We start from the raw sequence: 25810 nt of genomic DNA, 5'->3' as shown, positions 1-25810 counted from the left end.
TTACTAGATGACATAGTATCCTTATAGTTGCTAGTGAAAACGAGTCTAGCAGAATGAATCTCTCATTTCTCCCCTACTAGTCCGTAATGCGTTGATACATTTCGGGTCTTCTATCTCGAAACAAGCCCCAGTTTAGGCGTTCGCTTGCTCCCTTGTCTAGGTCATAAGTAGCTAACAGAACAGCTTCTTCTTGTCTTTCAGCTCGTTCTAGAATAGCTCCTGTTTCATCCGTCATAAAGGAAGAACCGTAGAAGTCAAGACTGGAACTCTGTCCACCATTTTCCTCACTAGGAGTGACTTCTTCAAAGCCATAGCGATTGGCTGCAATAACTGGGACAATATTTGCTGCTGCGTGCCCTTGCATAGTACGTTGCCAGTGACCACAACTGTCCGTATCTAGGATAGGCTCAGAGCCAATAGCAGTTGGATAAAAGAGTAATTCTGCCCCGTTCAGAGCAAGACAGCGGGCTGTTTCAGGGAACCATTGATCCCAACAGATACCGATCCCAATCTTAGCATAGCGCGTATCCCAGACCTTGAAACCAGTGTTACCAGGCGTGAAATAAAACTTTTCTTGATAATAATGGTCATCTGGTATATGGGTCTTTCGGTAAACGCCCAGCACTTCCCCATCTGCATCAATGACAGCAATAGAGTTATACAAGACATTGCCATCTTTTTCATAGAAACTGATTGGTAAAACAACTTGTAGCTCCTTGGCAATGGTTTTAAAATGCTGAATGGCAGTATTTTCTGCTACAGATTGGGCATGCTGGTAGTAGTCATACTGACGTTCCTGACAAAAGTATGGACGTTCAAATAATTCGGGTAAAAGAATAATTTGTGCACCTTGTTCTGCAGCCTGACGTACTAAACGCTCTGCTGTTTGAATATTTGTTGCCACATCCTTAGCGCATTGCATCTGAATGGCTGCAACTTTTACATTTCTCATCTTTTTCTCCTATTCTGGGATTTGTTGGGTGATACAGTGGATATTGCCACCACCTAAGAGAATATCTCTGGCTGGAATTCCGACAACTTTACGGTCTGGGAAACACTTACTGAGGATATCTAAAGCTACTTGGTCATTGCCATCTTGAAACTGGGGAACCAGGACAGCCTTGTTGGCGATATAAAAGTTTACGTAGGAAGCTGCTAGTCGTTCACCTGCGTATCTCTCTTCTTCTCCTTCTTCATAGATGTATCCTGGCAAATCCTCTTTGGTTACAACTTGATGAAGAACTGGGATAGGAAGCTTATGAATGGTGAAGTGACGACCTTTTGCATCCGTTTCCTTCTCTAAAAGCGCTAAATCAGCTGCTGACATGGCATACTGAGGATCACTTTCGTCGTCCGTCCAAGCCAAGACAAGCTCTGCAGGACCAACAAAGGCAGCAACGTTGTCAACGTGTTCATTGGTTTCATCCTGATAAATACCATAAGGAAGCCAAATGACTTTTTCAGCTCCAAGGCTCTCTAATAAGGTATTCTCGATTTCCTCTTTAGTCAGGTGAGGATTGCGACCAGGACTAAGCAAGCAACTTTCAGTCACGAGAATGGTTCCTTGACCATCACTGTGTATCGCACCACCTTCAAGTACAAAAGGTTTGGCATCATAGACAGGCATATCCAAAGCCTCAGAAAAACGACTGGCTACTTGGTTATCATCTTCATAGTCTTGGTAGAGACCATCTACAACTCCACCCCAAGCATTGAAAGACCAGTCTACTGCCAACTTTTCTCTTTTATCATTTATGAGAATGGTCGGACCTGTATCACGCGCCCAGGCATCATTAGTGGGAATGTCTAGATAAATAACGCTATCTCCAAGGTAGTCTTGGGCTTCAGATAGATAATCTTGCTCCACCAAAAGATAGACTCTTTCTCCCTCTGCTATAGTCTTGATAATCTGGCTAAATGCTTTTTTAGCAGCTTTACCTTGAAAAGGCCATGATCCTGGTCTTGTAGGCCAGATCATCAAGGTTCCGTGATGGGGTTCATACTCTGCTGGCATACGATAGCCTAATTTTTTGGGACTGTTCATCATGATAATCTCCCTTTAAAATCTTGATAGCCAAAGGCTTTGACTAAGCTGCAGTCTCCCTGTTCGTCCATGAGATAGAGACTTGGCAATCCAATACCATTAAAAGTATTATTTTTGACAAAAGAATAAATGGCCATGTCTTCGAAATAAAGTCTATCTCCAATCTCAACAGGATTTTCAAAACTATAATCGCCAATCACATCGCCTGTCAGACAGGTATTGGAAGAAAGTCTATAGGTATGGGCTTTTTCCTGAGTTTCAAAGCCATTTCTCAAAGGTGGACGATAGGGCATCTCAAGTACATCAGGCATATGACAGGTCGCTGAGGCATCTAAAACCAAGATTTCCATACCGTTTTCGACAATATCCAATACTTCAGTTGCTAGATAACCTGCATTGAGCGCAATGGCTTCACCCGGCTCGATATAGACTTCAAGATTGTAAGTTTCTCGAATACGCTTGATTTCTGAAATCAGCAAATCCACATCGTAACCTTCTCTTGTGATGTGGTGTCCGCCCCCCATATTGAGCCATTTGACTTGATGTAAGTAGGGACCAAACTGCGCTTCTACTGCTTTCAAAGTTGTCTGTAAATCATCTGAACCTTGCTCGCAAAGGGTGTGAAAATGAAGACCATCCACCAAATCCAGCAAATCACTCGGAATCTTGTCTAGAGTAACTCCAAAGCGAGAACCTGGTGCACAAGGGTCATAGAGCGCGTGATCTCCTTGAGTTGAACACTGAGGGTTGAGGCGCAAACCGACACTGATACCAGCCTCACGACAACGCGAACCATGCTTACGCAACTGTCTCTCAGAATTAAAGACAATGTGGTTAGTAATTTCAAGCAATTCCTCTAAGTCCGCATCCTTAAAAGCAGGCGCGAATACATGGACTTCACCAGGAAACTCTTCTCTAGCTAGCTTGGCCTCATAGAGTCCACTAGCCGTCGTACCTGATAGATACTGGCTAATCAAGGGATAGGTTTTATAAAGGGAATACGCCTTCTGGGCAAGTAGAACCTTGCAGCCAGCTTCTTCTTGAACATATTGTAAAATGCGACAGTTGGCTTCTAACTTGGCCAAGTCAATGACGTAAGCTGGTGTTGGTACTTGTTCTAGCTTCATTAGTCCACCATTTGTGGATTTTCAACCACAACCCAAGGTAAACCATACTCATTCAAAGCTTCCATGAATGGATCTGGATCCAATTCTTCAAGGTTATACACTCCAGCTTGTTTCCAAGTACCGTTCATAACCAATTTTGTCCCAATCATGGCTGGAACGCCTGTCGTGTAAGAAATTGCTTGTGAACCAACTTCTGCGTAACATTCCTGATGGTCGCAGACATTGTAGATGTAGATGGTCTTTTCAACGCCATCTTTGACACCTGTAAAGATACATCCAATATTGGTTTTACCTACAGTACGTGGGCCAAGGCTGGCTGGATCTGGAAGCAAGGCTTTTAAGAATTGAATCGGCACGATTTCTTGGCCGTTAAAGTTAATGGTATCCGTGCGAAGGAGCCCAACATTTTCAAGACATTTCATGTGCGTTAGATAAGATTGACCAAAAGTCATAAAGAAACGAATCCGTTTGACTCCTGGAATATTTTTCGCCAATGATTCGATTTCTTCATGGTGAAGGAGATACATATCTTTTTGTCCAACTTGAGGGAAATCGTACTCGCGCTTGATAGACATGGCTTCAATTTCGACCCATTTTCCATCTTCCCAGTAAGAACCTGGCGCAGAAACCTCGCGTAGATTGATTTCTGGGTTAAAGTTTGTTGCAAATGGATAACCGTGGTCACCACCATTACAGTCTAAAATGTCGATATAGTGGATTTCATCAAAATAGTGTTTGAGGGCATAAGCTGAAAAGACACTGGTCACACCTGGGTCAAAACCAGAACCAAGAAGAGCAGTCAAGCCTGCTTCTTTGAATTTCTCTTGATAAGCCCACTGCCATGAGTAGTCAAAGTAGGCTGTAAAACCAAGTTCTTTGCAACGTTTCTCATAAATGGCACGCCACTCAGGATCTTCAGTATCCTCAGCTTCATAGTTAGCAGTATCAATATAATGCACACCTGTTGCCAAACAAGCGTCCATAATTGTTAAATCTTGATATGGTAAAGCTACGTTCAAAACAGCTTCTGGTTTGTAGCTTTCAATCAGGGCAATCACTTCTTGAACCTTGTCGGCATCAAGAGCAGCTGTTTCAATCTTTGTACTTGTTTTGCCTTCTAGCTTCGCTTTCAAGTCATCACATTTTGACTTGGTACGGCTAGCAATCATAATATCTGTAAAGGTTTCGCTATCCTGACAAATCTTTGAAATAGCAACTTGGGCAACGCCCCCGCATCCAATAACTAGTAAACGACTCATTTTTTTCCTTCCTCTTCTTCTAAAATGTCCTCAACATACTTGGGCAACATAAAGGCACCCACGTGTAAGTTTGCAGTGTAATATTCTGTGAAAAGCTGGCGTTTTTTCCAGCCTTCCTTGTCAAAATCTTTGACAGGGTGGTATTTTTTCGAAGCAAATCCAAACAACCAATAGCCAGCTGGGCTAGTTGGGATGTGGGCTTGGTAGACCCGACTAATTGGAAAGGCTTGATTAACCTTACGGTGCATGCTTCGGCAAGCTGACTCATCTTCGTCAAAGAAGGGACTACCATGCTGGTAAATCATGATTCCGTCTTCTTTAAGAGCACGATAACTGTTGCCGTAAAATTCCTTGGTAAAGAGTCCCTCCGTATGTCCAAATGGATCTGTCGCATCGTTGATAATGATATCATAATCATCTTCGCAGTTTCGCAAAAAGCGTAGCCCATTTTGGTAGTAAATGGTAACACGAGGATCATCTAGCCCTGCAGCAAAGTCTGGGAAATACTCACGACAGACCTCAACCAACATCTCATCTGGCTCCACAATATCGATTTGTTCCAGCTCAGGATAGAGTGTTAATACTTGGGCAACACCACCGTCGCCACCCCCAATAACCAAAACTTTCTTGGGATTTGGGTGGACAGCCATGGGAACGTGGACAGTCATTTCATTGTAGACAAAATCATCCGCATCTGAAAACAAAACATGCCCATTTAAAATCAATATTTTCCCAAAAGCTGGCGTATCCAAGACTTCAATATCCTGCCATTCACTTTTTCCAGCGTAGAGTTGCTTGGCTGTTCTCAGGGACAATTTCACATCTGGAGTATGAACTTCAGAAAACCATAAATCCATCTAGTTCTCCTTTCTCTTAATGACGTTGATGTGATTGACCTCAGGATCTTCCGTCCCTTGGAGGGAGCAACCACGTTCCTTGGCAAATTGGATATAGTCTACAATTTCACGTGTAATGCGTTCACCAGGAGCCAAGATAGGAATCCCTGGAGGATAGCACATGACAAATTCTCCGCAGACTTGCCCTACTGATTCGTCCAAGGTCAAACTTTTTCTCTCTGAATAGAAAGCTTCTTGTGGAGATAACACCATTTCTGGTTGGATATATTCACCAGCCATCAAGTCTTGCCCATCTCGAGAATAAAGTCGTTTAATATCGGCTAGTGCACCGACTAGGCGTTCTATATCTTGTATCCGATCACCAATTGAAATGTAAGCCAGAATGTTCCCTATATCTCCAAACTCGATCTGGATGTCGTATTCATCACGCAAAAGGTCATAAACCTCGATACCTGTTAATCCTATTCCCTGAGTGTAAACTGACAACTTGGTCACGTCAAAATCACATACTGTGACATCATCAATTAATTCTTTTGAGTAGGCATAATAACCGCCTATAGCATTGATTTCACGACGAGCATACTCTGATAGCTCAATAACCTTCTCAAAGGACTCTTTACCACGAAGGGCCAAGTTGCGACGCGAAATATCCAAACTAGCCATCAACAAGTAAGAGGCAGATGTTGACTGGGTCAGGTTGATGATCTGACGAACGTACTCAGGATTCATCTGATCTCCAATTAAAAGAATCGAACTCTGTGTCAAACTCCCACCAGACTTATGCATGGAAACTGCTGCCATATCAGCACCTGCGTCCATAGCAGATAGAGGTAATTTATCTGTAAAGTGTAAATGCGCTCCGTGGGCTTCATCCACTAAAACCAGCATGCCAGCTTCATGAGCCATTTCTGTCAATCCCTTTAGGTCTGAACAGATTCCGTAGTAAGTAGGATTGTTAATCAAAATGGCCTTGGCATCTGGATGGTCCTTTATGGCCTTGGCTACTCGATCATTTTCAAGACCTAAAGCGATACCAATTTTAGGATCTACACTCATCTCGATATAGATGGGAATGGCACCACACAGAACTAGCGCATTGATAGCAGATTTATGGACATTACGTGGCAGAATAATCTTATCTCCAGCCTTGCAGGTTGACAGAATCATAGTCTGCACCGATGAAGTTGTTCCCCCAATCATGAGAAAGGCATGGGATGCTCCAAAAGCATCAGCTGCCAGCTCCTCTGCATCACGAATAATCGAAATGGGGTGACCAAGATTATCCAAGGGTTTCATAGAATTGACATCAATGCCAACACATTTTTCACCTAACAGTTCGACAAGTTCTGGATTTCCCCGTCCGCGCTTGTGACCTGGAACATCAAAGGGAACAATCCGTTTCTTGCGTAACTTCACCAAGGCCTCATAAATTGGGGCTTGGTTTTGATCTAACTCTTTCAAGACATACTCCTTTACTGTATTTTTAGCGCTTCAAGAAGACGAAGACGACTAAAGGTTGACTCATGAAAAAAGAGCAGGTTTTCACCTGCTCTGCAATCTTCTGACGTTTTTATGTTTGTTTCTGTTGAGTATGTCTGTTCCCGATGTTTCCAAACTCTCTAGTAGCAAATATTACGTACTTTATTGATCGTTTCACAAGATGACGTGTGCTTTCACCACACTAAAATTTATGAATTAGGACAAGTGTCCTAACATCAACTTATAAAAGTAGGCTTTTAACCCTATCAATAATGTGGTTTTTCAACCACGCTTCGGCATTCAACCCTGCCTGTCCGTAGGCATTTTTTACTCGGGTTTATATTTGCTAGAAAACATCATCTCATTTTCTAAGCTTTATTACTATATCATACTTCCAACACTCTGTAAAGTACTTTTTTGAAAAAAATATCTATTTTTGTTCGGAAAAATAATATTTTATATAGATTTGTATAAGTTTAATAGTGTGAAAACGGATATAAAAAGAACTAGTCCACTAGTTCTTTTAAATGTATCTTAACGATTAATGGTAACAGAAAAACGATAGCCATTTAATTGTATAAATTTCACCAAAACGAATAAAGCAGTTCGTTTATTAGCATTGGCAAAAACATGCTTTTTTTCAAGCAATACAAGTAGCTCATTGAGAATAAGCGAGCCACTCATTAATCAGACTAGCGACTTCTCTAGGTGCTTCAGTATAAAGCTCATGGCCAAAGTTCTCTAGAAAAATAGTATCAAAATAGTCTGGCAATTCTTTTAAGGCTTCCTCTCTCCATGTAGCTTCATTAGAATAGCGAGGACTGATAAACAAAGCATCTCCCACTTCTCTCTTAAAAGCTTGTATTTTCCTCCGTAGGCGGAGGATCGCTTCTATATTTTCATAATTTATAGCCAACTCATATCTATTATACTTCGCATTCCAGTGATAGGACTGTCTTACAGCTTTCTCCATATTTTCTGACCAATGCTTTGCTTCAGATTTTTCTTTAGAAATAAGAACATCTAAGTCCGAAACGACTTGAGATTCAATATAGTTTTTAGTTTCCTCTAACTCTGTATCTAAAGGTAAAATCTTATCTAAATCTAGATAGCCACCATCCAAAAGAATCAGTTTTGTCACTTCATAAAATTCCGATGCAAGATAACGCGCCAAATCTCCTCCAAGAGAATGACCTATCAGACATATAGATTCTTCCTCTACAATCTCATTTTTAAACCATGATTTCAATTCTGTTTCATCTCGAATATGCTTTTCATATGGATTTAGAAAATAAATCTGCGAATTTAGTTCTTGAAAAAAATCCTTGCTATGATAGACATTACTTCCCAGACCGCCAATAAAATATTTTTTCATTCTCTACTTAATACTATGCTTATTCATCTTTTGTTCAAAGATAGTCGTGATAATTTGCTGCAATTCTTCGCGTTCTTTTTCTGGAATTTCACCACTTGTTTGAGCTGCAGCGTAGAGTTCAGGGTGTTCAATTGAAATGCGTTTAATAGTACGTGTCGTAGCATGTTTTCTGACGAAAAACGGAATTCGCTTAATCAAGTCTTGAGGTACTAGAGCAAGAATCTTCTCAGCAGTTTCCTTGTCACTAATCTTAGACGTCGTAAGCCCCTTCTTAATCATTTCCTGTTCTTTTTCTGTAAAATCTTTTAATTCCATTCGATAAATCCTCCTATTTTCTCTATGTTAAATTATATACCAATCCATATAAAACTACAAATGGACTGTCTGGAAATATAAGCAATACTCTAAAGAGTGGTTTCTGGTTATTATCGATTGAAATACCCCATCAACTCATCAAAAATATAAATATCCTAGGATTACTGTCATATCGTACCACTATTAAAGATTAACCCACTTATCATTATCCATGATGAAAGGTTTAGCCAGTCCGTCACCTGTGTAATCTGCATACTTGGTTCCTAAATACTTGTAGCAATCTTCCTTATTGGCAAATTTAATCGCTTGGTAGGGCTCTTCGAAAGTCAATTTCTCTACAAATAAGAAACCATCATTAGCAGGCACTAAGACTCCAACGTGGCCTACAAACAGATACTCACCATCCAGATTGTCGTGTAAGACTACAGATAGCATTCGAGCTTTATCGTTAAATTGAAACTGGGAGAAGAATGTTTCCATCTTTTCAGCGTGAACCTTGACATCCGTCGTTGCTTCAGTTGGAACTCTCGAAAATAGAATATCAAATTCTTCCTTATCTTGTGAATCAAAGACCTTCCCCTTATCAATCGCATCGTTATCTAGGAAAAGCAATTGGTCATTTTTTTCAAGCTGTGGAATGGTGACTGAATTTTTCAAAAGGGCATAACTGTTAATTCGGCAGTTGGTCCCAACAAAATCTCCCTTCTTTTGATTCCAAAGGTTGCTAATTTCCTCAACATCGTATTCTGTGTGAGTAAAGGAAGCGAAATCTCCTGATAGGCCAGTTGAGCCGACAATAGTATTATAATCATTTACAAGATTAAAAAATGAATCAACACTATTTGGATCTAAATGGGCTGATAAGAGAGATTTGACTTCTTCTGTACTTACCTGATTGTTTAGGTTGGTGTATGAAGCTTTCCATGGAACTTTCGCTGAACTACTTTGTCTTTGATTCGTCCCTTCAGAAGTAGTATTTTGTTGTTGACAAGCATCCAAGCTTAAAAACAAGAAGGAACAGATTCCTAATGTGGCTAATTTACTTGATGTCTTCATCTTGTTCTCCTTTTACAGGTTTAGTAACTAGCCTTATTATACTATATAAGTGGTGAAATAGACCATAATCTTCATCAACTAGTTTTTAGAAAATCACAAATCCTTTTGGAGAGATCACAAGCTGATTCTCTAATTCTTGACAATTGCTCGCTAGTGATACTGCTTCTTTCTCTACAATATAGTCTTCTTTTGATTGGTTCAAGATAACTTTAAGAATTTGTCCATCGTATTTCCACTCCAAAGCTACTACATCTTGTTTGATTTCTTTTAGTCTATGCTTGCCATGATGAATGGTTGCTGACGCATGTTTGCGAATCTTAATCAGCTGCTTCATGAAATTCAGCATATCATTGTCACTTGATACACGTTCCCAAGGCATACAACGACGACAATCTGGATCTGGTCCTCCAGTCAAGGCAAGCTCAGTTCCGTAATAGATACACGGTGTTCCTTTTTGTAAAAAGAGAAAGGCTAGGGCTGATTTGACAAGTTGAGCGTCTTCATTTGCCGTCCACAAGATTCGCTCTGTATCATGCGAATCCAAGAGATTAAACATAACCTCTGAAATCTGTTGCTTGTAATACATAGATTGGCCATTGATTTCATCGATGAACTGATCCGTCTTCTTAACAGCACGCAAAAAATACTCCTTGATGCTATCAGATAAAGGATAATTCATAACAGCATGGAACTCATCTCCATTTAGCCAAGGCTGAGACGTATGCCAGACTTCTCCTAGGATATAAAGATCAGGCTTTTTAGCTAAAACTACCTTGCGAAAATCCTTCCAAAACTGATGGTCAATCTCATTAGTCACATCTAAACGCCAAGCATCGATATCAAACTCTTCAATCCAATAAGTCGCAACCTTTAATAGATAGTCCTTGACCTCTTGATTGACTGTATTTAGCTTAGGCATATAGTCCTCGAAACCAAAAGCATGATAAGGCAACTCTCTCTTATTGGCTAGTTTTTCAGTCATCACTGGTAAGTGTTGAATATGAAACCAATCCTTATAAATAGATTGCTCACTATTTTTTACAACATCTTGCCATTGAGGAGATTGCGAACCAATATGATTAAATATCGCATCCAACACGACTTTCATCCCACGCCGATGAGCTTGCTCGACCAGCTCCCGAAAGGACTCTTTATCTCCAAAATGACGGTCAATTTCGAAATAATCCGTCGTATTATACTTGTGATTGCTTGGGGATTCAAAAATCGGACAGAGATAAAGGCCTGTAATCCCCAAATCTTGCAAGTAATCCAGATGGTCAATAATCCCCTGTAAATCACCACCAAAGAAATCATCACTCTTAGGTGTGACAGATGAACACCAGTCTAAAGTCCCTTATGGGTTTAATAGAGTATTTCCATTGGCAAATCTCTCAGGAAATATCTGATACCATACCGTATTTGAAACCCAGTCAGGAACCTTGCAGGCATCAATCTCATGAAGATAGGGCAACTTAAATCCATTTCCAATAGCATGAAGATTTTCTAGAGAATTGTCCACACACCCTTTATCGCCATACAAAATACTTTGACCTTCTGTATCCGTGACTTCAAAGAGATACTGGATACGCGCAAAGTCAACGGACACTTCAATCTGCCAATAGTCAAATAAAGCGTCAGAAGTCAGCTTGGCCATTTCTTTTGTATCTTGATAAAACTCCTCCATAAAGATAAAAGGGTCCCCGTAATGCAAGTTGATGTTTTTAATGTCCCCTTTCTTAGTTCGAATCCGAATATGAAGTTTCTTATCCTTGTAAAGATAGGCAAACTCAGACTCTGGCCTATGGTAAATAGCACTTAATTCCATTAACTTGTCTCCTACATTTTAAATTTAATTTCACGCAAACGTTTTCAAAAAACAATAAATCCAGTATACTATTTTTGTAAACTATTTGCAAGAAATGTTCGTAGATTCTAGTGGTTTGGTTCTATAAATAAAAAAGCAGCCAGTCTTACAACTTGCTACTTTTCAAATGATGATTTACAAATATCTTTGCAACCACTCTATCTTTTTAAAATCCTTATTGTTATTGTGGTTATTTCGATAAGAATCTTGGGAAGAAGCCTTGTAAATACTTAAATACTGTTCTAAACTTGGAACGCGAAAAGTTATGTTTTCGAGATGAATCAGCTCTATATCCGATTCCGAAACTCCTGCAAAATCAGGTAAAGAATCGATACTTCCGAATTCAACACTCAGACCATCTTTTTGGAATTCATGCTCATGAATATCTATTAAGGTATAGCCTAAGTGTTTCATCACTTTCATTATCTTGTCCCACTCATAAATTCTGAGATGATCAGGTGTTTCCCAACCTCTAGGGTCACCAGGCACATGAATGTCAATGTCAGACGGCCCCCATTCTTCATTTAATCGGTATTCAAATCCCAAAGACCCCATGAGCGTCGGAGTGATTCCGACTTGGTTTAAATGAGAACAAATTATTCGAAATCCATCAAATAGTTTAATCATTAAAATCAAGATATCTATATTTTGGTGTTTAAATTAATAAAATATACTTAAATATGTATCATATTTTACAATTACAAATATCTAAAAAATTAATCTAACTTAGAATTCTTAATTATATCATTTTCTATCATTTTTAACCCTGACTCTCTAAAAAAAGAACAAGATTTCTTTAATAGAAAATTATTAATTGCATGCGTAAAAAAATGATCAATTTCGTTTATATACCAATATTTGTAAATGTTAGCACATTTTTTATAACCACTTAAATTAAGGCCAAAATTTTGATATGGGTAAAAAATTTGATCTGAATTATACAATATGCAATACTTTAAAACTTCATTTTCAAAATAATACTTAGCTCCATCATCAGAGTACGGTTTTTTTTGACCTATTGTTTGATCAAATTTACATGCGTCAGGAAATATTTTTTCATACCATTTAATATCTTTCAATTCTAGATATTCTCTAATCTTTAATATTAAATCAATAGTAATATCCAAATTATCTTTTAATCCAATATATTTTAAACCATTTTTTATAAGCTTTTCTAATTCCATATTTTTATAGCATTTTGACATAATGTGCCCACCCCCTTTCACTTTCTAAACAATATTAATATTTATTTGCAGTCCTTCTACTCTTTCGGTTTTGAAAATACTTCAATGTGTTGGCCTAGTACCTTGATTTCTACAGGTAGGTTATCCGATTTATCGCCGTCAACGTCTGACTCCAATTCACTATCTGAAGAGATTTTAATATTGCGTGCTTTGATATATTCGATATTATCATTTGCGACAACATCGCCTTTCAATAAATCTGGAATGACGGATAATTTGGAGAATAGAGACGCATCTTTCAGAATCAAAATATTGGCATAGCCGTCTTTGTTTTCTTCAAAGATTTTCTTATCAGCGAAGTAATTTGACAAGAGAACCAAAACATGGCTAGCTTCACCAACATAATTTCCATTTTCTGTCTCAACCTTAATGTTAAATACCTGATCCGTCATGACAGACTTCATGGTATTTACAGCATAGGCTAAAATACCGAATTTTGTCTTATCCTCGATTTCAACATTGTGAATCGCTTCAGGTAGAGAACCGATACTAAAAATATAACCAAAATAATTGTCATTCGCTTTTCCGATATCAATCTTATTGGTTAAATCAAAATCCAGTTCATCAATTGCGCCATCGATGTCTTGATTGATTTCCAACAGTTTTGTAATGAGGTTACCCGTACCGCCTGGGATAATCCCTAACTTAGGAATGTAGTCTCTCTCAGCAATACCCGAAATGACTTCGTTGACAGTCCCATCTCCACCAAACACAACCACTGCATCGTACTGCTCACGAGAAGCTTCTTCAGCAAAATGTGTTGCATCAAGCGCTTTTTCAGTAATTTTGGTTTCTACGTGCTCAAAGTATTCTTTTACTTTATTCTCCAGCTTTTCTTTGTAATCCAAAGCCTTCTCGCCACCAGAGGTAGGGTTGATAATTACCATTGCCTTTTTCATTAATTTCTCCTTAATTTTAAATAGAAATGTTTACAATTCGTCGTATGCAAGTAAATGTAATCCTATTATACAACGAAAATACAGAAAAGAGAAATATGACGTACTGGAGATTAATACGCTTTTATTCTATTTTCCCATCGCATAACTACATCTTTTAAGGGGTCATCCAAGTAAGAATAGGCCTTATCCTTTATCCAATCAGGAATTCCGTAAGCTGCCTCGGCTATGCTACCAGTAATTGCAGCAAGTGTATCACTATCGCCACCAAGTGAGATGGCATTTCTTATCGCATCTTCGAAGTCTCTACTTTCAAGAAAGGAAATAATGGCTTGAGGGACAGTTTCTTGACATGTTTCGTTAAAACGATAGTTAGGGCGGATTTCATCTAAAGTTTGAGATAGATTGTAACCGTATGTCTTCTCTATATAATCCTTAATCCGTCTTTTACACTCCCTAGGATTGTCATTAATTGGTTGCTCGTATTCTCTACAATAACCACCAAAGTAAAAACGACACAGAAAGATAGCATCAGCTGTAGCCATAGCACCTTTGACACCTTCTGGATGATTATGAGTTACTTCAGCAGAAAGGATTGCAAGTCCTCTAGATGATGACCACATTCCGGTTCTCGCATAGACATCACAGTCCATGATCCAAGCACATGGAGAAACACGCATAGCTGATCCATTCCCAAAGCTATTATAAGGCTCACGGTTATCGCTCTTTAGCCATGCATTAAACCGAGCACCGTAATCAGCATTCGGATACAATCTGCCATATTTCTTCATCGCGTCAATGAAGTCGTCTTTTTGTCCCCCATTCATAATCGCTTCTGCAACAGCACAGGTCATAACCGTATCATCTGTAAAAAAGCAGTCCTTACGAAATAAAGGAAAGTCCTTCGTTTTGATATTGTTCCATTCGTAAACAGAACCGACAATATCTCCAACAGTTGCTCCTAGCATAAGATTCCTCCTTGTGACATATCAGATTTATTACACATTCCCAATGGTTAACTCTTTAAAAATGGTGCCACCAAATCAATCCACTCCTGATGTAGGTAAGATGATAAATAACCGTGATTATAACCCTTTGCTTCATGCAAAATTGTATTTGAATGTAGCTGATGAAATAATTTCGCTGATTCTTTCACACAGTTCAATTCTTTTTCACCATAGATATACAGAACCTGAGCCTTGCTAGCAGAAATCATATCTTTCAGCTTGTAATGCCCCATATAGGTTTTGTAAATGGTCACCAATGTTTTAATAGGCGTCCTTGGCAGATCCTCCAAATAATAAGCTTTTATTTCCTCTGGATAAGCCAGTTTAGGATAGAGTTTGTTCATCATGCTTAACTGAAGTTTGCAAGAGAATTTATTGAACATCAATTTACCAAATAGAGACACTAGAAAGATGCTGATTTTAGCTAACCTTGGTTGAGGAATACAGAGGCTTCCGTCTATGATGGCCTTCTCAGCAATTTCACTATCTAAAGATAAAAGCTCCATGGCAATTTGACCACCAAGTGAAACACCACCGATTGCAAACAATTTCCCACCACAGTTTGCTTTGATATAGTCTAGAATCTCCAAAGCAGAATCTTCAGTAGAAACATAATCAAGTTGATATTCCTCTCCGTGGCCATTCAAAGTGGGTAGAATAATACGGTATTCTTCTGACAGGATTCGTGCTTGACGAAGATAATTCCACCAAGAACTGCCACCACCATGTATCAGTAAAATAGGAGGCAAATTCTTATTACCAAATTCATGGAATTTCATGTTTAAACTCCTTACTGTAGGACTTTCACTAGCTAATTTTCCTTGTTCAATCAGCTCTTAAAAGCAGTACCACACACTCGACATAAAACGAGTGAACACTATGTATGCCAAGTGAACATGTATGTGGGAACATGTCTATAAACCTTTTGACGATAGCATAAGGTTATCGTTAAAAGGTATTACCCCGACAAACTGTGATTTACTCATTTCATTAAATCAGCTATTTCTTTCTTCCCATACGCCTTTACATTCTGAATTACATTCTGTTTCCTCTTGATTGATTCAAACAATGATATATCTAGTACATTTGCGAATTCTTCAAACTGAACCTGCCCGATTCTTCTTATTTCTTTAAGTTTCTCAGCATCTCTTACCTTTCTCTCTGCCTCACTTTTGGGGTATCCTTGTCCAAATGGCTCCGAGAAAAGAGCTTCTATTGTTCTTTCAAGATTTTCAGTACCTGACCATGTATAATTTTCACCTAATGGTAATGATATCGCATTTCCATTATTAATCTGAGCAAATAAATAGGCATCATTCGGTGTAGGTGCATATCCGCAAATGACATCAGGCATACTATTACAAGCAAGCATCATTCCTTGTCCGGAAGAACAGCCCGTAACAACGAAATCAACTGTCCTACTTGCCAACAAGATACCTATAAGAATAGAAATTTCTATATACGAGTATTTTTCATTTTCTTCCATCGTACAGCCAAAATTTATAACCTCAGATTTCTTTGGAGCATACTTTAATACAGCATCATAGATTATTTGATTTTTGGTCGCTTGCGAACTTGCTTGAATAACTCCGATTCTCATTCTTCCCCCCTTCAACTTCTAATTTAATTATTTCTTTTTCTTTGGTTTGGGTGCCGGTAATTCATTATATATTGAATTGAACAAGCCTTTATTTTCTACACTTCATTTATTCACTGGTTGCAACTTTTGACATCAAAACTACCGCCTCCACATGTCTTGACGGTTACTACCTATACTGTGAAACGAAATCAAAGCTGCTGAATATCCGTATTAAACTATTAAACGTAACTAATGCGAGTATTTACGGCTTCGTTAATATACAGTATTGTTACATCTATGCCAAGTTTCCGATAGTTAGTTCTTCTTTCTTTATTTAAATCTTTACAAATCCAACTAGCGAGAAGGGTTGTTTATCTCAAAACTCATTGAACCTTTGGTTCCTCGATTAGTATAATAATTTCCTTCTAGTTGATTTGGATTATCAATATCAAGAATTACCGTCCCATAATGTATAGGACTTTGCAATTCAGCCCTTGGGCTATTTAAATATGTATAAATTAATTTTTGTGTTCCATTATCATTGATAATTGATGCTGTAATGCTATGGCTCGAACTTTCACCCGTTTTAAACTTAACTTTAATAGTCGTAAATGACTGTTCAATAGTAAGTTCACAATTTCTTTCATTCTGATCATAGTCCGTCTTGAAACTACCTACATAATTCGCAAATAAAATTGGAACATTATGAATCTTAGATAGTAATGGCCACCGCCATGCTGTTTTTTCAAAAATAGCCATAATAATTGCTGTAACTGATATAGCTTCACCAATATACCCAATGGCTGAATATACCAATGCCAAAATATCAGATTTAAGATTCACTGCAATCTCTTGGCCACTTATTAACAATCTTAATAACAAGCAAATTGCAAAAACCCATATTGTAATATTCAAAAATTTTTTCTGCTGTTCATTCATAAGTTTTATTTATAATCCAAAAATTCAATCATTCTAACTAAAAAAGTTTTTGTATCCTGTAAATTCCATTTCTGCTCTGAACGAAAAAGGTAATACATTCCACTTACTTCAACCCAATTTAAATTCACTTGAGACACTATGTAATATAACGCTTGCTGTAACAACCCTGTGTAGCTATTACTATTGAAAAACATCTGTTCAGGTATATTCCAGACCAAACATTCTATCAAATATGAAGAAATGCGTTCGTTTGTCAATCCTAGCTCCTGCATCTCGTTCTTAATATGCTTCATAATCCTAACTAAATATTTATATTTATAGTGAGTAGATTTATTCTTAGAGATACCATTTTGTATATGAACTTTAGGATAATTAATTACTTCATAATTTCCGTTTGAGGTAAAAAATTTGATGCCTTCAACAAATTTTTCAGATGACCTGCTACCAATATATCTATAATTTCGATATTGAAAACATGGGACTACATCTGCATTTACGTGATATGAGTTAGAATTAATATTGATACACTTATTGCCAATAGAAACTGATTCTGCACCAAATTTTGAAATTAACGCTTTAATCACTTCGTTTTTAAATACATTAGCATTGGTGCTGCTACTAGAGTAATTATAGTCTAGGTCCGATAACCCATCTACATACTCACAATAAAATAAAGATTTCACCATGATACAGATATCAATGTCGCTATTTTTCTTTACATTCGTATTATTTGCATAAGAACCTTGGGCAAAAATTTCATATTCATACTTTGAAGAGAGCCCACTCCTTTCTATTGCATCTTTAATCATTCCAATAGTATTTTCAACCCGTGTTTCTTCAGTGGCAGATAACGGCTTAATCCATGATTGTAATGCTTCTTCAGAATATCTCATTATAAAACAACTCCATTTTAGTTTTTTGGTTAATTCATAAAAAGTAACCGATATTAAAAAAATCCTACATATAATTATACCACTAAACAAGAAAAAAGGCTGCAAACATAGTGAACTATACTATGCCTACAGCCTTATAAATCAACTTCTGTTCCTTCCAAAAATCTAACGGTTATCTGTCCATCCTCCGAAATCAAAATACTATCTAGTACCTGACACATCTCAAAGGAATCATATTCCCAACACTCCTTATTTATCAATTCAGCCAGTAACACACTGTAATGCTTTTCTAATAACTGGTTTTCTTCCAAGATCTTATTCCACTTTCCATGCAACAAATCCATATTCTCACTCAGTAGTTTAACTGCCATCATTACAGCTTTCTCTAGTGTTCCCTCATCGATATGGTTATTCTGACAACCAATCTGTCCCTTTACCTTATAACTGCCAAACTTTACGTTTGCCACGACTGGTCGTCCAGTTCTTACGTCCAAAAGCTGAACCGCATTCTGCACAGAACACCTTGGTAGTAAAAGGGTTGTCCTCATTTTGCATGATGTAGAAGAAATTGAAAAAGAAAATAGACTTCAGACAGCTATTGATGTTGTCAGAGAACAGTTTGGCTTTTTAGCCATACAAAAAGGAACCGTCCTAACTGAAGGTTCCTAAAATATTGAACGCAGTAAACTTATTGGCGGTCATTCCGCTGGTGGATTGGAGGGATTAAAATGATTGACCGTTCATCCTTACCATTTCAGTCAGCAAGAGAGTACCAGGATACAAAGATGCAAAAATGGATGGGCTTTTTCCTATCTGAGCATACATCAGCACTCTCTGATGATACAAACAAAGTAACGTACATGTCAGATTTGTCAATGGAGAAGAAATTATTACTCCTCAGTCAAGTATACGCTGGGCAGCTACACACACGCATTCAAGTGATTGAAAAAAACAAGCGTGTTTCCCACACTGGAACAATACCAAGTCTGAATAAGGATTTCATTTTGATAAAAACTACAACAGGTCACATCAATTTGAAATTAAAAGACATTATTAGTATTGAACTTGTCGAGGAGGTGCTCTATGAATCAGCTTGAGTTTCAGCGTAATCACCTACAAATGGACTATTATAGCGAGAGCTACCAAGATTTTGAACGTGACTTCTACCGCTACTCTAACATGAATATTCCATTGACCTTCCTAACTGATGATATCCTAAAAACAATGGCGACTTCACGTAAGAATTACTTTGTCCTCAATAAGGAAAAGTCCAGAGATAACCGCGATCACTTCTTCATATTTGAAGTAAGTACCGTAGATGAGAATCCGCTAATCTATCATTATACATATAAGAAAACTACAATATATTTAGCAGAAAAATAGGAGCAGTTCAATTGACTGTTCCTATTTTTAATATTCATAAAATCTAAAGTCTTTATACTCTTTAACAATGGAGTCGCCAACCAGAACAGACTATACTGACCAGCGACTACCTTAAATTTAATGTTTCAGATTTATTTTCTTATCTCTAATTTCATAAACTACATCTGCTACATTTTCGAGTAATCGTTTATCGTGGGTGATAAACACGATAGTTCCGGTGTACTCCTTCATTAGTATTTCCAAAGCCTCTAAACTTGGTATGTCAAGGAAGTTACTGGGTTCATCCATTATTAGGATGTTATATCTACCCATGAGCATTTTAGCAAGCAACAATTTTATAATTTCTCCACCGCTTAAAACAGATAAACTTTTTCCAATATCGTTCTGTTTGAACCCCATAGATGCTAGCACTGAACGAATTTCTGATATATTGTAGTCACAATCCTTCTGCATAAACTCCATAACATTCTGATTACTGTTGTACTTGTAACCATTCTGTGCAAAGTAACCTATTTTTGCCTTAGGCGAAATAGAAATTCCTTCTTCATGGTTTAAGATCATTTGGATTAAAGTTGTTTTTCCGATTCCATTACCACCAGTTAACGCCACTTTTGCTCCTAACGGAATTTGAAAAGATGCATTTTCAAACAGAGCCTTATCCCCAAATACTTTATTAATTTCTGCACCGACTATAGGGTATGGATTATGGAGCTCCAATGCTTTACTTTGCCTGAAACGAATTCTGCGAATGCCTTCCGGAGCTTCTACTTTTCCTAAGGCCGCAATCCTGTGCTCTAGGGTTTTAGCAGCATTATACATCTTTTTTTCCTTACTTCCTATTGATTTTTGATGAGCTAAACGCCCTCCGTCTTCAGTACTTTTTTTCTTTGAAGAACCTTTTGCCTTCTGTTCTATTTTACGAGCCTGTTTTCGCTTTTCCTCCGCAGCCCTTTCCAATCGGGCACGTTCCGCAATAAATTGTTCGTATTCTGCAGCTTGGCTCTTACGTTCTTCCTCTTTCTGACGAAGATAATCAGAATAGTTTCCCCAATACTCAGTGATTTTGCCATCTTTCAGTTCCCATATTTTATCTACTATTTCATCAAGAAAATAGCGGTCATGGCTAATAACTAACAGTGCACCTGTAAAATATTTTAGCTGTCCTATTAGAAAATCAATTCCTTCACGGTCTAAATGGCTCGTAGGTTCATCCGCTAAAATACCATGAACCTGTGCCGATAAGGCCTGTGCTATTTTAAGCCTTGTTTCTTCACCACCGCTCATAGTCTGTATATTTAATTGCTCAACACCTAGCTTGCCTACAAGTGCAAAATCTTTTTCCTCCTGCAGAGTTACTTCGTCCAACTGGGGAATATAGGCAAGTTCACCCAGACGATTCATTTTACATCCTGGGGGAGTTAATTCTCCTAAAAGTACCCTGAGTAAAGTGCTTTTTCCAGCACCATTTGCTCCTACTAAACCAATACGGTCATAATCATATACTTCTAATTCATTTATATCTAAAACATCGCGTCCTTTGAATTCCACACGAATGTCTTTTGCTTTTAATATTAATTCCATAACATTTCCTCCTGTCTATAATCGCATGCTTTCATTTGCTTGTATGCAGGGAAAACCCTGCGATTTTAGCAGGAAGAGTTACATGAAAATAAGATACATAAATATTCCTCCAATATTGTTTATTTTAAATCTAATTTTCTAACCTCAGTTATCATTTGGCAAACTATAGCAATGCCAATAATTAAAATACCTGATAGTAAAAACCAATGATTTACACCGATTTTATCAGCAAAGAATCCAGAAAGAATTAACCCAATTGGCATAGCAAGTGACATGATACTTCCGATCAAAGAAAATACACGTCCTAAATATTCAGGCTTAATTTTCTCCTGAAAAAGAGCTGTTTGCACACCGCTATAAAATGGCACCGAAAGCCCCATTATTGCACAGCAAACTACGAATATTACAAATCCATTTGGAGGAAGTATTCCCGAAACGGCTAAACTGGTCCCCATTATAAAAAATGAACTTGTTATTAGTAATACATGCTTTTCGAAGCCCCCTAATCTTCCTAATAATAAGCCTCCTGCTAGCATCCCAAATGCAAAGGAAATTTCCGTAATAGAAATATGCACAGGTGTTCCATTAAAGTGTTCCATGCTTATTAAAGGAAATAGTGCATTGATTGGCATATAAACAAAAGTATATAGTGTTCCTAAGAGTAATAAGGCAAACAATCCTTTGTTTTGTCTCAGAACCACAACTCCTTCTTTCATCTCCCTTATGAAATTTGGTTCTAAACTTTGCACTTGATTACCCAGCTTAGGTATACGTACAATTGCTACCGTAATAGATGCAATCACAGCACCCAATACGTCGATGGCAATAATAGCATTTAAATCCCAAACGGAGTATAAGAGTGCTGCAACTGCCGGACTAACAATATAGCTTATAGACTGCAAAGACTGACTATAGCCTGCGCATTTCGTTAGCTGTTCTTCTGGTACTAAAAGTGGTGTAACCGCATTGAGTGCTGGGGTATGAAAAGCTGTTCCAATGCTACGGATAAACAATACTATCATAATCATCCAGACAGGTAGCTCCATACAGAATGCAACAATAGCAAGCACTGCACCAGCTGCTGCGATAATTAAATCGGCACCAATCATTATCTTCTTCCTATCATGACGATCCACTAGCACACCAATGGCAGGTCCCAAAATCGCATAGGGTAAAAAACCTACTAATGAAGCCATAGACAAGACCATCGCAGATCCTGTTTTTTCTGTAAGGTAAAAAATAATCGCCATTTGCAGGATGGCACTAGTGATTAATGATACTGCTTGCCCTGCCCATATTGCATAAAATTTTCGTTTCCAATTGTTGTATTTTTCCATTTATATTATCTCCTGCATATTATTTTGCTTGAATTTCTATTTTGAATAGCATTCTAGGCAATAAAAAATGCAGGCCAAACCCCACAATGTGGCTTTTGGTCTGCATACATACAATTTGGAAACATTCATATTAAAGACATAGTTAAATAAAGGTATAGTTAAATAACCAATATCCTCACCGTAACTAATGAATGCTCAATATCGTATAAATAAGCACAACAAAAAAGCCTATCATCGGGTATAGATTCTGCTTTTTTTATTGCCAGCTTATCTTAAACGCATTGAGGCTGTCATAGTTTCGGTTCCTCCTACATCTTTGTTTATATCAATTTATAGTATAACACAACAAGATGATATGTTCAATATAAAAGTTATGGAATGAGACTCATACTTCCAATTCGATGCCAGATTTAAAGGATATGACGAAGTTTTCTTCATAGACTGTAACGCTCTGGATTATCTTCCTTAGTAGCAAGCGATTAGCTTTCACAAAATCTTCTGTTTGTAGTTTTAAAAATTCATCAGGATTTTCTAACTCAACCTCAAAATATTTCATTTTACATTCCCTCATTTCATTTATTGATAAATTGAGTTTGCAAAAAAGAGTGGACAATTTTTGTCTACTCTTAACCTTTAAAATAGTTTTTTTTAATCGATTTGAAGTTGCCTAAATTATTACTTATTCGGTAAAATGAAGTATTGCTTTCAACAGATTTCCTTCAACTACACTTCACTTGATTCAAACAAGGTGGGTACATTTCTATTCCCACAAACTCCTTGTCAATGGAAACAAACACGTACCCACAGGGTAAATGGAAATAGAAACTGATAATTTCTAGCTATCACTTCTACTCATTCCAAAAATTTTCTCACTCTGATACTTACCCACCATAAAGCAAAAAGCCTTGCAATCAAGGCTTTCATTATCCCTTTCGTTCAAAGGTTTCTAAGCTTTTACGAGCAGAGCGACACACTCAGCGGTTCGCTATCTCCGTTCTGTCTGCGTGCTAGCACTTGTCAATCACGGACAGCTATCGCATGGGCGGAAGTAAATGCTAATCTTCGTCGTTTTACTCCTTGACTAGCAAACTTACCGCCTCAACATGCGTTGTTTTCTTTATTTGTACACTTTTTTTCGTCATCGGTTACGGTATTAAAACACAATTTATCATTTTCTATTTTAGCATTCTTCCTTTTAGATTTGTAAGATTTTGCATCTTTAGTCGAAGAATCTCCCGTTTTAAAAATTATAGTCAACATTGCTGGATCAATTTCTCCATCAGAATTTATTCCGCCTACTATGATTTTTTCAACGATACTTTCAAAAATGTCCTTGTCAAACTCAGTCAGAGTCTTTTGTGAAGTTAAAATTTCTTTAAAATTCTCTAATCTACTTTTTATATCAACTTCTGATTTTAAAGTTACTTCTAGGTTTACTTTTTCTTCTAAAAGTTTTTCTTTCTCAATTTGTATTTGGTTAAATTTATCTTCATATACAGAATCACTAATTTTTCCATCAAGATTCATTGAAACTAATTTTTCTTCTTTCTTGTACAACGAATTTAATTTACTAACTATCTTATTCAACTCCACTTTTAAAGTATCGTCAGTAAGCTCTTCTTTTATAATTTCAAGAAAGTCTTCAGTTAGATTATTATTTTCATAAAACAACTGTTGGTAGCTCTGTAAAAAAGCATTTTCTATTGCTTTTTCCTCTATTCCTTTACTATGGATGCAATGCTTTTTACCTTTCTTTATAGATGTTGTACAGTGCCAGATAATCTTTTTGTACTCTGAACTAGAGTGCCAACTTCTTCGAGACAGAACAGTACCACAAAAACCACATTCCAATCTACTACTAAAAGGATACATTCTTGAATATCTTTCTCGTTTTCCTTTTGTATTTGCTATTGTTTTCTTGTTTCCTGATCTCCGTAATCGAATTTCTTGCGCCTGTGTAAAAATTTCTGGACTAATTATTGCATCATGATTATTTTTTATATAGTATTTATCTTCTTCACCGAAATTTATTAAACGTCTCTTGCTAATGGGGTCAACAGTGAAAGTTTTTCCCATTAGAATATCACCTTTATACTTCTCGTTTTTAATAATTCCTAAGACTGTTGTATCTTGCCAGTGATCAAGACCTCTAGGAGTTTTATAACCTAGTTCATCTAGTTCTCTAGCTATTGCCTTACCCCCAATACCATCAATGTATCGTTCAAAAATATAACGTACTATCTTGGCTTCTTTTTCATTTATTGATATTGACTTTGTATCTTGATTATAGTCATAACCAAGACAACCTTGAAAACCAATAAGTTCTCCACGTTGCATCTTCATTTTTAAACCTTTTTTAACATGAGCAGATGTATTTTCAACTTCCTGTTGAGCCACCGAACTCAATATCGTTAATAGCAACTCACCATCCATAGTTAAAGTATCAATGTTTTCTTCTTCAAAAAATACTCCAATTTGTTTATCTTTGAGCAAACGAACATATTTGAGAGTATCTAATGTATTTCTAGCAAATCGAGCAATAGCTTTAGTAATGATATAGTCTATTTTTCCATCAAGGCAATCTGAAATCAATCTTTGAAAATCTTGTCTTTTTTCAACTTGAGTTCCTGAAATCCCTTCATCAGCATAAATGTCAACCAAATTCCAATCTTGGTGCTGTGATATATACTCTCTATAATGACGAACTTGAGAATCATAGCTATTCTTTTGGTCATCACTATCAGAACTAACACGACAATACGCTGCCACTCTTCTCAATAGAGAGCCATTACTATCATTTCTTCTTGTTACTAAAGGGTTTGCTTTTATTATTTCAACATTATTTGTCATGACTTAACCTCCTATTATTCTGCATTTATTTTACCGCAACCAATAGAAAAGGTCAGCTAATTTATGTACATTTTACGTAGTTTCAGCTTTATTTTTTCATATTCTTTTTCACTAATAAGTTTTTTTAAGAATAATAGATTTAACATCTCTAGCTCCACTACATAATTTTCTAAACTTGATTTCAAAAAATCACTTCCTTTTGATTTTTTTCATTTACCTCCATGGCATGACTGATGAAGTCATCATAAGAATTTCACTTACTGCTCTTTTTCGTTGGCAGCCTGAACGGTCAGAAGTATCATTGTATATCATTTGTATCATGGCATATAAAGTATCGCTCTATTTTATTGATGGTTTTAAAATCGCTCTTATCATGGCGAGCCATTCAAATCTGCTCCACAAATGAGGAAAGTACCATTTTGGACTATTCAATTTTCAATGTGCTTACTTCACTTACTACTTTTTGGAGTAATGGTCTTCTTTATTATCCACTCGACCTACAAGGTAGTCTAAACTTACCTTATAAAAATCTGCTAGTTTGATAAGGTCATTTATAGAGATTAACCTGCTACCAGCTTCCATTTTAGAATAAGCTGATCTTGTACAATTCAAAACGATTTTCGCAATATATTCTTGTGTCAAATCATCATCTTCACGTAAATCTCTAATCCTTTTCAACATCCAATGTCTCCTAAAATAAGTATAGTATAGTTGCTTTCTTATTT

General features: G+C 37.1%; 24 protein-coding genes and 4 pseudogenes. 3 read left to right on the top strand and 25 right to left on the bottom strand.

The features are described from left to right. Nucleotides 1-76: 76 nt before the first annotated feature. The 20 genes and pseudogenes from aguB to EII37_RS03865 all read right to left on the bottom strand — a co-directional run. Entirely contained in the window at nucleotides 77-952 is an 876-nt protein-coding gene (gene aguB, locus EII37_RS03965; RefSeq protein WP_124787647.1) for an N-carbamoylputrescine amidase, read from the bottom strand. 9 nt (nucleotides 953-961) lie between these two features. After that, nucleotides 962-2047: an agmatine deiminase gene (gene aguA / locus EII37_RS03960; RefSeq protein ID WP_124787646.1), complete on the bottom strand. Its 1086-nt coding sequence runs from the start codon at nucleotides 2045-2047 to the stop codon at nucleotides 962-964. Then, on the bottom strand, nucleotides 2044-3171 hold the full coding sequence (gene nspC, locus EII37_RS03955; protein WP_124787645.1) for a carboxynorspermidine decarboxylase: 1128 nt from the start codon (nucleotides 3169-3171) through the stop codon (nucleotides 2044-2046). The genes aguA and nspC overlap by 4 nt, the downstream gene beginning before the upstream one ends. After that, entirely contained in the window at nucleotides 3171-4430 is a 1260-nt protein-coding gene (locus EII37_RS03950; RefSeq protein ID WP_124787644.1) for a saccharopine dehydrogenase family protein, read from the bottom strand. Before EII37_RS03950 ends, nspC begins: the two co-directional genes overlap by 1 nt. Next, on the bottom strand, nucleotides 4427-5287 hold the full coding sequence (speE, locus tag EII37_RS03945) for a polyamine aminopropyltransferase (RefSeq protein ID WP_000366713.1): 861 nt from the start codon (nucleotides 5285-5287) through the stop codon (nucleotides 4427-4429). The genes EII37_RS03950 and speE overlap by 4 nt, the downstream gene beginning before the upstream one ends. Next, nucleotides 5288-6748: an aminotransferase class I/II-fold pyridoxal phosphate-dependent enzyme gene (locus EII37_RS03940; protein WP_124787643.1), complete on the bottom strand. Its 1461-nt coding sequence runs from the start codon at nucleotides 6746-6748 to the stop codon at nucleotides 5288-5290. A 561-nt stretch (nucleotides 6749-7309) separates the two neighbouring features. Then, nucleotides 7310-7423: pseudogene (locus EII37_RS03935) on the bottom strand (type II toxin-antitoxin system death-on-curing family toxin); the annotation flags it as partial. A gap of 1 nt (nucleotide 7424) precedes the next feature. Beyond that, nucleotides 7425-8141, bottom strand: coding sequence for an alpha/beta hydrolase (locus tag EII37_RS03930; protein ID WP_124787641.1), 717 nt, complete (start codon nucleotides 8139-8141; stop codon nucleotides 7425-7427). Between the two features lie 3 nt (nucleotides 8142-8144). Further along, the gene (locus tag EII37_RS03925) at nucleotides 8145-8456 is read right to left on the bottom strand and encodes a hypothetical protein (protein ID WP_045611677.1); all 312 of its coding nucleotides are present in this window, start codon (nucleotides 8454-8456) and stop codon (nucleotides 8145-8147) included. A gap of 183 nt (nucleotides 8457-8639) precedes the next feature. Next, on the bottom strand, nucleotides 8640-9512 hold the full coding sequence (locus EII37_RS03920) for a DUF4300 family protein (RefSeq protein ID WP_124787640.1): 873 nt from the start codon (nucleotides 9510-9512) through the stop codon (nucleotides 8640-8642). Between the two features lie 85 nt (nucleotides 9513-9597). Continuing rightward, nucleotides 9598-11337, bottom strand: a pseudogene (locus tag EII37_RS03915) (glycoside hydrolase family 13 protein). Nucleotides 11338-11511: 174 nt separating this feature from the next. Continuing rightward, nucleotides 11512-12003 (bottom strand): phosphoribosylanthranilate isomerase, encoded by a 492-nt coding sequence (locus EII37_RS03910; protein ID WP_124787639.1) that lies wholly within the window; start codon nucleotides 12001-12003, stop codon nucleotides 11512-11514. 89 nt (nucleotides 12004-12092) lie between these two features. Next, nucleotides 12093-12581 carry a hypothetical protein gene (locus EII37_RS03905; protein ID WP_124787638.1) on the bottom strand — a complete coding sequence of 163 codons (489 nt, stop codon included), beginning with the start codon at nucleotides 12579-12581 and terminating at the stop codon, nucleotides 12093-12095. A 56-nt stretch (nucleotides 12582-12637) separates the two neighbouring features. Beyond that, nucleotides 12638-13519 carry a diacylglycerol kinase family protein gene (locus tag EII37_RS03900; RefSeq protein ID WP_124787637.1) on the bottom strand — a complete coding sequence of 294 codons (882 nt, stop codon included), beginning with the start codon at nucleotides 13517-13519 and terminating at the stop codon, nucleotides 12638-12640. Nucleotides 13520-13629: 110 nt separating this feature from the next. Beyond that, nucleotides 13630-14484, bottom strand: a complete 855-nt coding sequence (locus tag EII37_RS03895; RefSeq protein ID WP_124787636.1) for an ADP-ribosylglycohydrolase family protein — start codon at nucleotides 14482-14484, stop codon at nucleotides 13630-13632. 47 nt (nucleotides 14485-14531) lie between these two features. Further along, nucleotides 14532-15302 (bottom strand): alpha/beta hydrolase, encoded by a 771-nt coding sequence (locus EII37_RS03890; protein ID WP_004254372.1) that lies wholly within the window; start codon nucleotides 15300-15302, stop codon nucleotides 14532-14534. Nucleotides 15303-15505: 203 nt separating this feature from the next. Next, on the bottom strand, nucleotides 15506-16123 hold the full coding sequence (locus EII37_RS03885; RefSeq protein ID WP_001219736.1) for an RpiB/LacA/LacB family sugar-phosphate isomerase: 618 nt from the start codon (nucleotides 16121-16123) through the stop codon (nucleotides 15506-15508). A gap of 333 nt (nucleotides 16124-16456) precedes the next feature. Further along, nucleotides 16457-17041: a hypothetical protein gene (locus tag EII37_RS03875; RefSeq protein ID WP_001005371.1), complete on the bottom strand. Its 585-nt coding sequence runs from the start codon at nucleotides 17039-17041 to the stop codon at nucleotides 16457-16459. Nucleotides 17042-17046: 5 nt separating this feature from the next. After that, complete coding sequence (locus tag EII37_RS03870; protein ID WP_001270697.1) at nucleotides 17047-17934, bottom strand: nucleotidyltransferase; 888 nt, start codon at nucleotides 17932-17934, stop codon at nucleotides 17047-17049. A gap of 134 nt (nucleotides 17935-18068) precedes the next feature. Further along, nucleotides 18069-18495, bottom strand: a pseudogene (locus EII37_RS03865) (zinc ribbon domain-containing protein); the annotation flags it as partial. On the opposite strand from EII37_RS03865, the pseudogene EII37_RS03860 reads away from it, so the two are divergent. The 3 genes and pseudogenes from EII37_RS03860 to EII37_RS03850 form a co-directional block, all read left to right on the top strand. Beyond that, a pseudogene (locus EII37_RS03860) lies at nucleotides 18487-18666 on the top strand (DNA polymerase); the annotation flags it as partial. The pseudogenes EII37_RS03865 and EII37_RS03860 sit on opposite strands and share 9 nt — an antisense overlap. Continuing rightward, a complete protein-coding gene (locus tag EII37_RS03855; RefSeq protein ID WP_000567198.1) occupies nucleotides 18663-19031 on the top strand; it encodes a hypothetical protein in 369 nt (122 codons plus the stop codon). The pseudogene EII37_RS03860 and the gene EII37_RS03855, both read left to right, overlap by 4 nt. Beyond that, on the top strand, nucleotides 19018-19317 hold the full coding sequence (locus EII37_RS03850; RefSeq protein ID WP_001072467.1) for a DUF5960 family protein: 300 nt from the start codon (nucleotides 19018-19020) through the stop codon (nucleotides 19315-19317). The genes EII37_RS03855 and EII37_RS03850 overlap by 14 nt, the downstream gene beginning before the upstream one ends. 117 nt (nucleotides 19318-19434) lie before the next feature. Here the strand turns inward: EII37_RS03850 and msr(D) are convergent, their stop codons facing one another. From msr(D) to EII37_RS03820, 5 genes are all read right to left on the bottom strand, one after another. Further along, a complete protein-coding gene (gene msr(D) / locus EII37_RS03845) occupies nucleotides 19435-20898 on the bottom strand; it encodes an ABC-F type ribosomal protection protein Msr(D) (RefSeq protein WP_000420313.1) in 1464 nt (487 codons plus the stop codon). A 119-nt stretch (nucleotides 20899-21017) separates the two neighbouring features. Continuing rightward, nucleotides 21018-22235, bottom strand: coding sequence for a macrolide efflux MFS transporter Mef(A) (gene mef(A), locus EII37_RS03840; protein WP_000417519.1), 1218 nt, complete (start codon nucleotides 22233-22235; stop codon nucleotides 21018-21020). Nucleotides 22236-22620: 385 nt separating this feature from the next. Beyond that, nucleotides 22621-22791 (bottom strand): hypothetical protein, encoded by a 171-nt coding sequence (locus tag EII37_RS03835; protein ID WP_000873143.1) that lies wholly within the window; start codon nucleotides 22789-22791, stop codon nucleotides 22621-22623. A 542-nt stretch (nucleotides 22792-23333) separates the two neighbouring features. Continuing rightward, nucleotides 23334-25085 carry a recombinase family protein gene (locus tag EII37_RS03830; RefSeq protein WP_124787635.1) on the bottom strand — a complete coding sequence of 584 codons (1752 nt, stop codon included), beginning with the start codon at nucleotides 25083-25085 and terminating at the stop codon, nucleotides 23334-23336. Nucleotides 25086-25541: 456 nt separating this feature from the next. After that, nucleotides 25542-25766 (bottom strand): helix-turn-helix domain-containing protein, encoded by a 225-nt coding sequence (locus EII37_RS03820; protein ID WP_004261340.1) that lies wholly within the window; start codon nucleotides 25764-25766, stop codon nucleotides 25542-25544. Between the last annotated feature and the right edge of the window lie 44 nt (nucleotides 25767-25810).

It is taken from the genome of Streptococcus sp. OH4692_COT-348, from assembly GCF_003859975.1.
In the GTDB taxonomy this organism is placed as follows: Bacteria; Bacillota; Bacilli; order Lactobacillales; family Streptococcaceae; genus Streptococcus.
The sequence above is the reverse complement of the archived record's forward strand: the minus strand, read 5'-3'. Positions and strand labels throughout refer to the sequence as shown.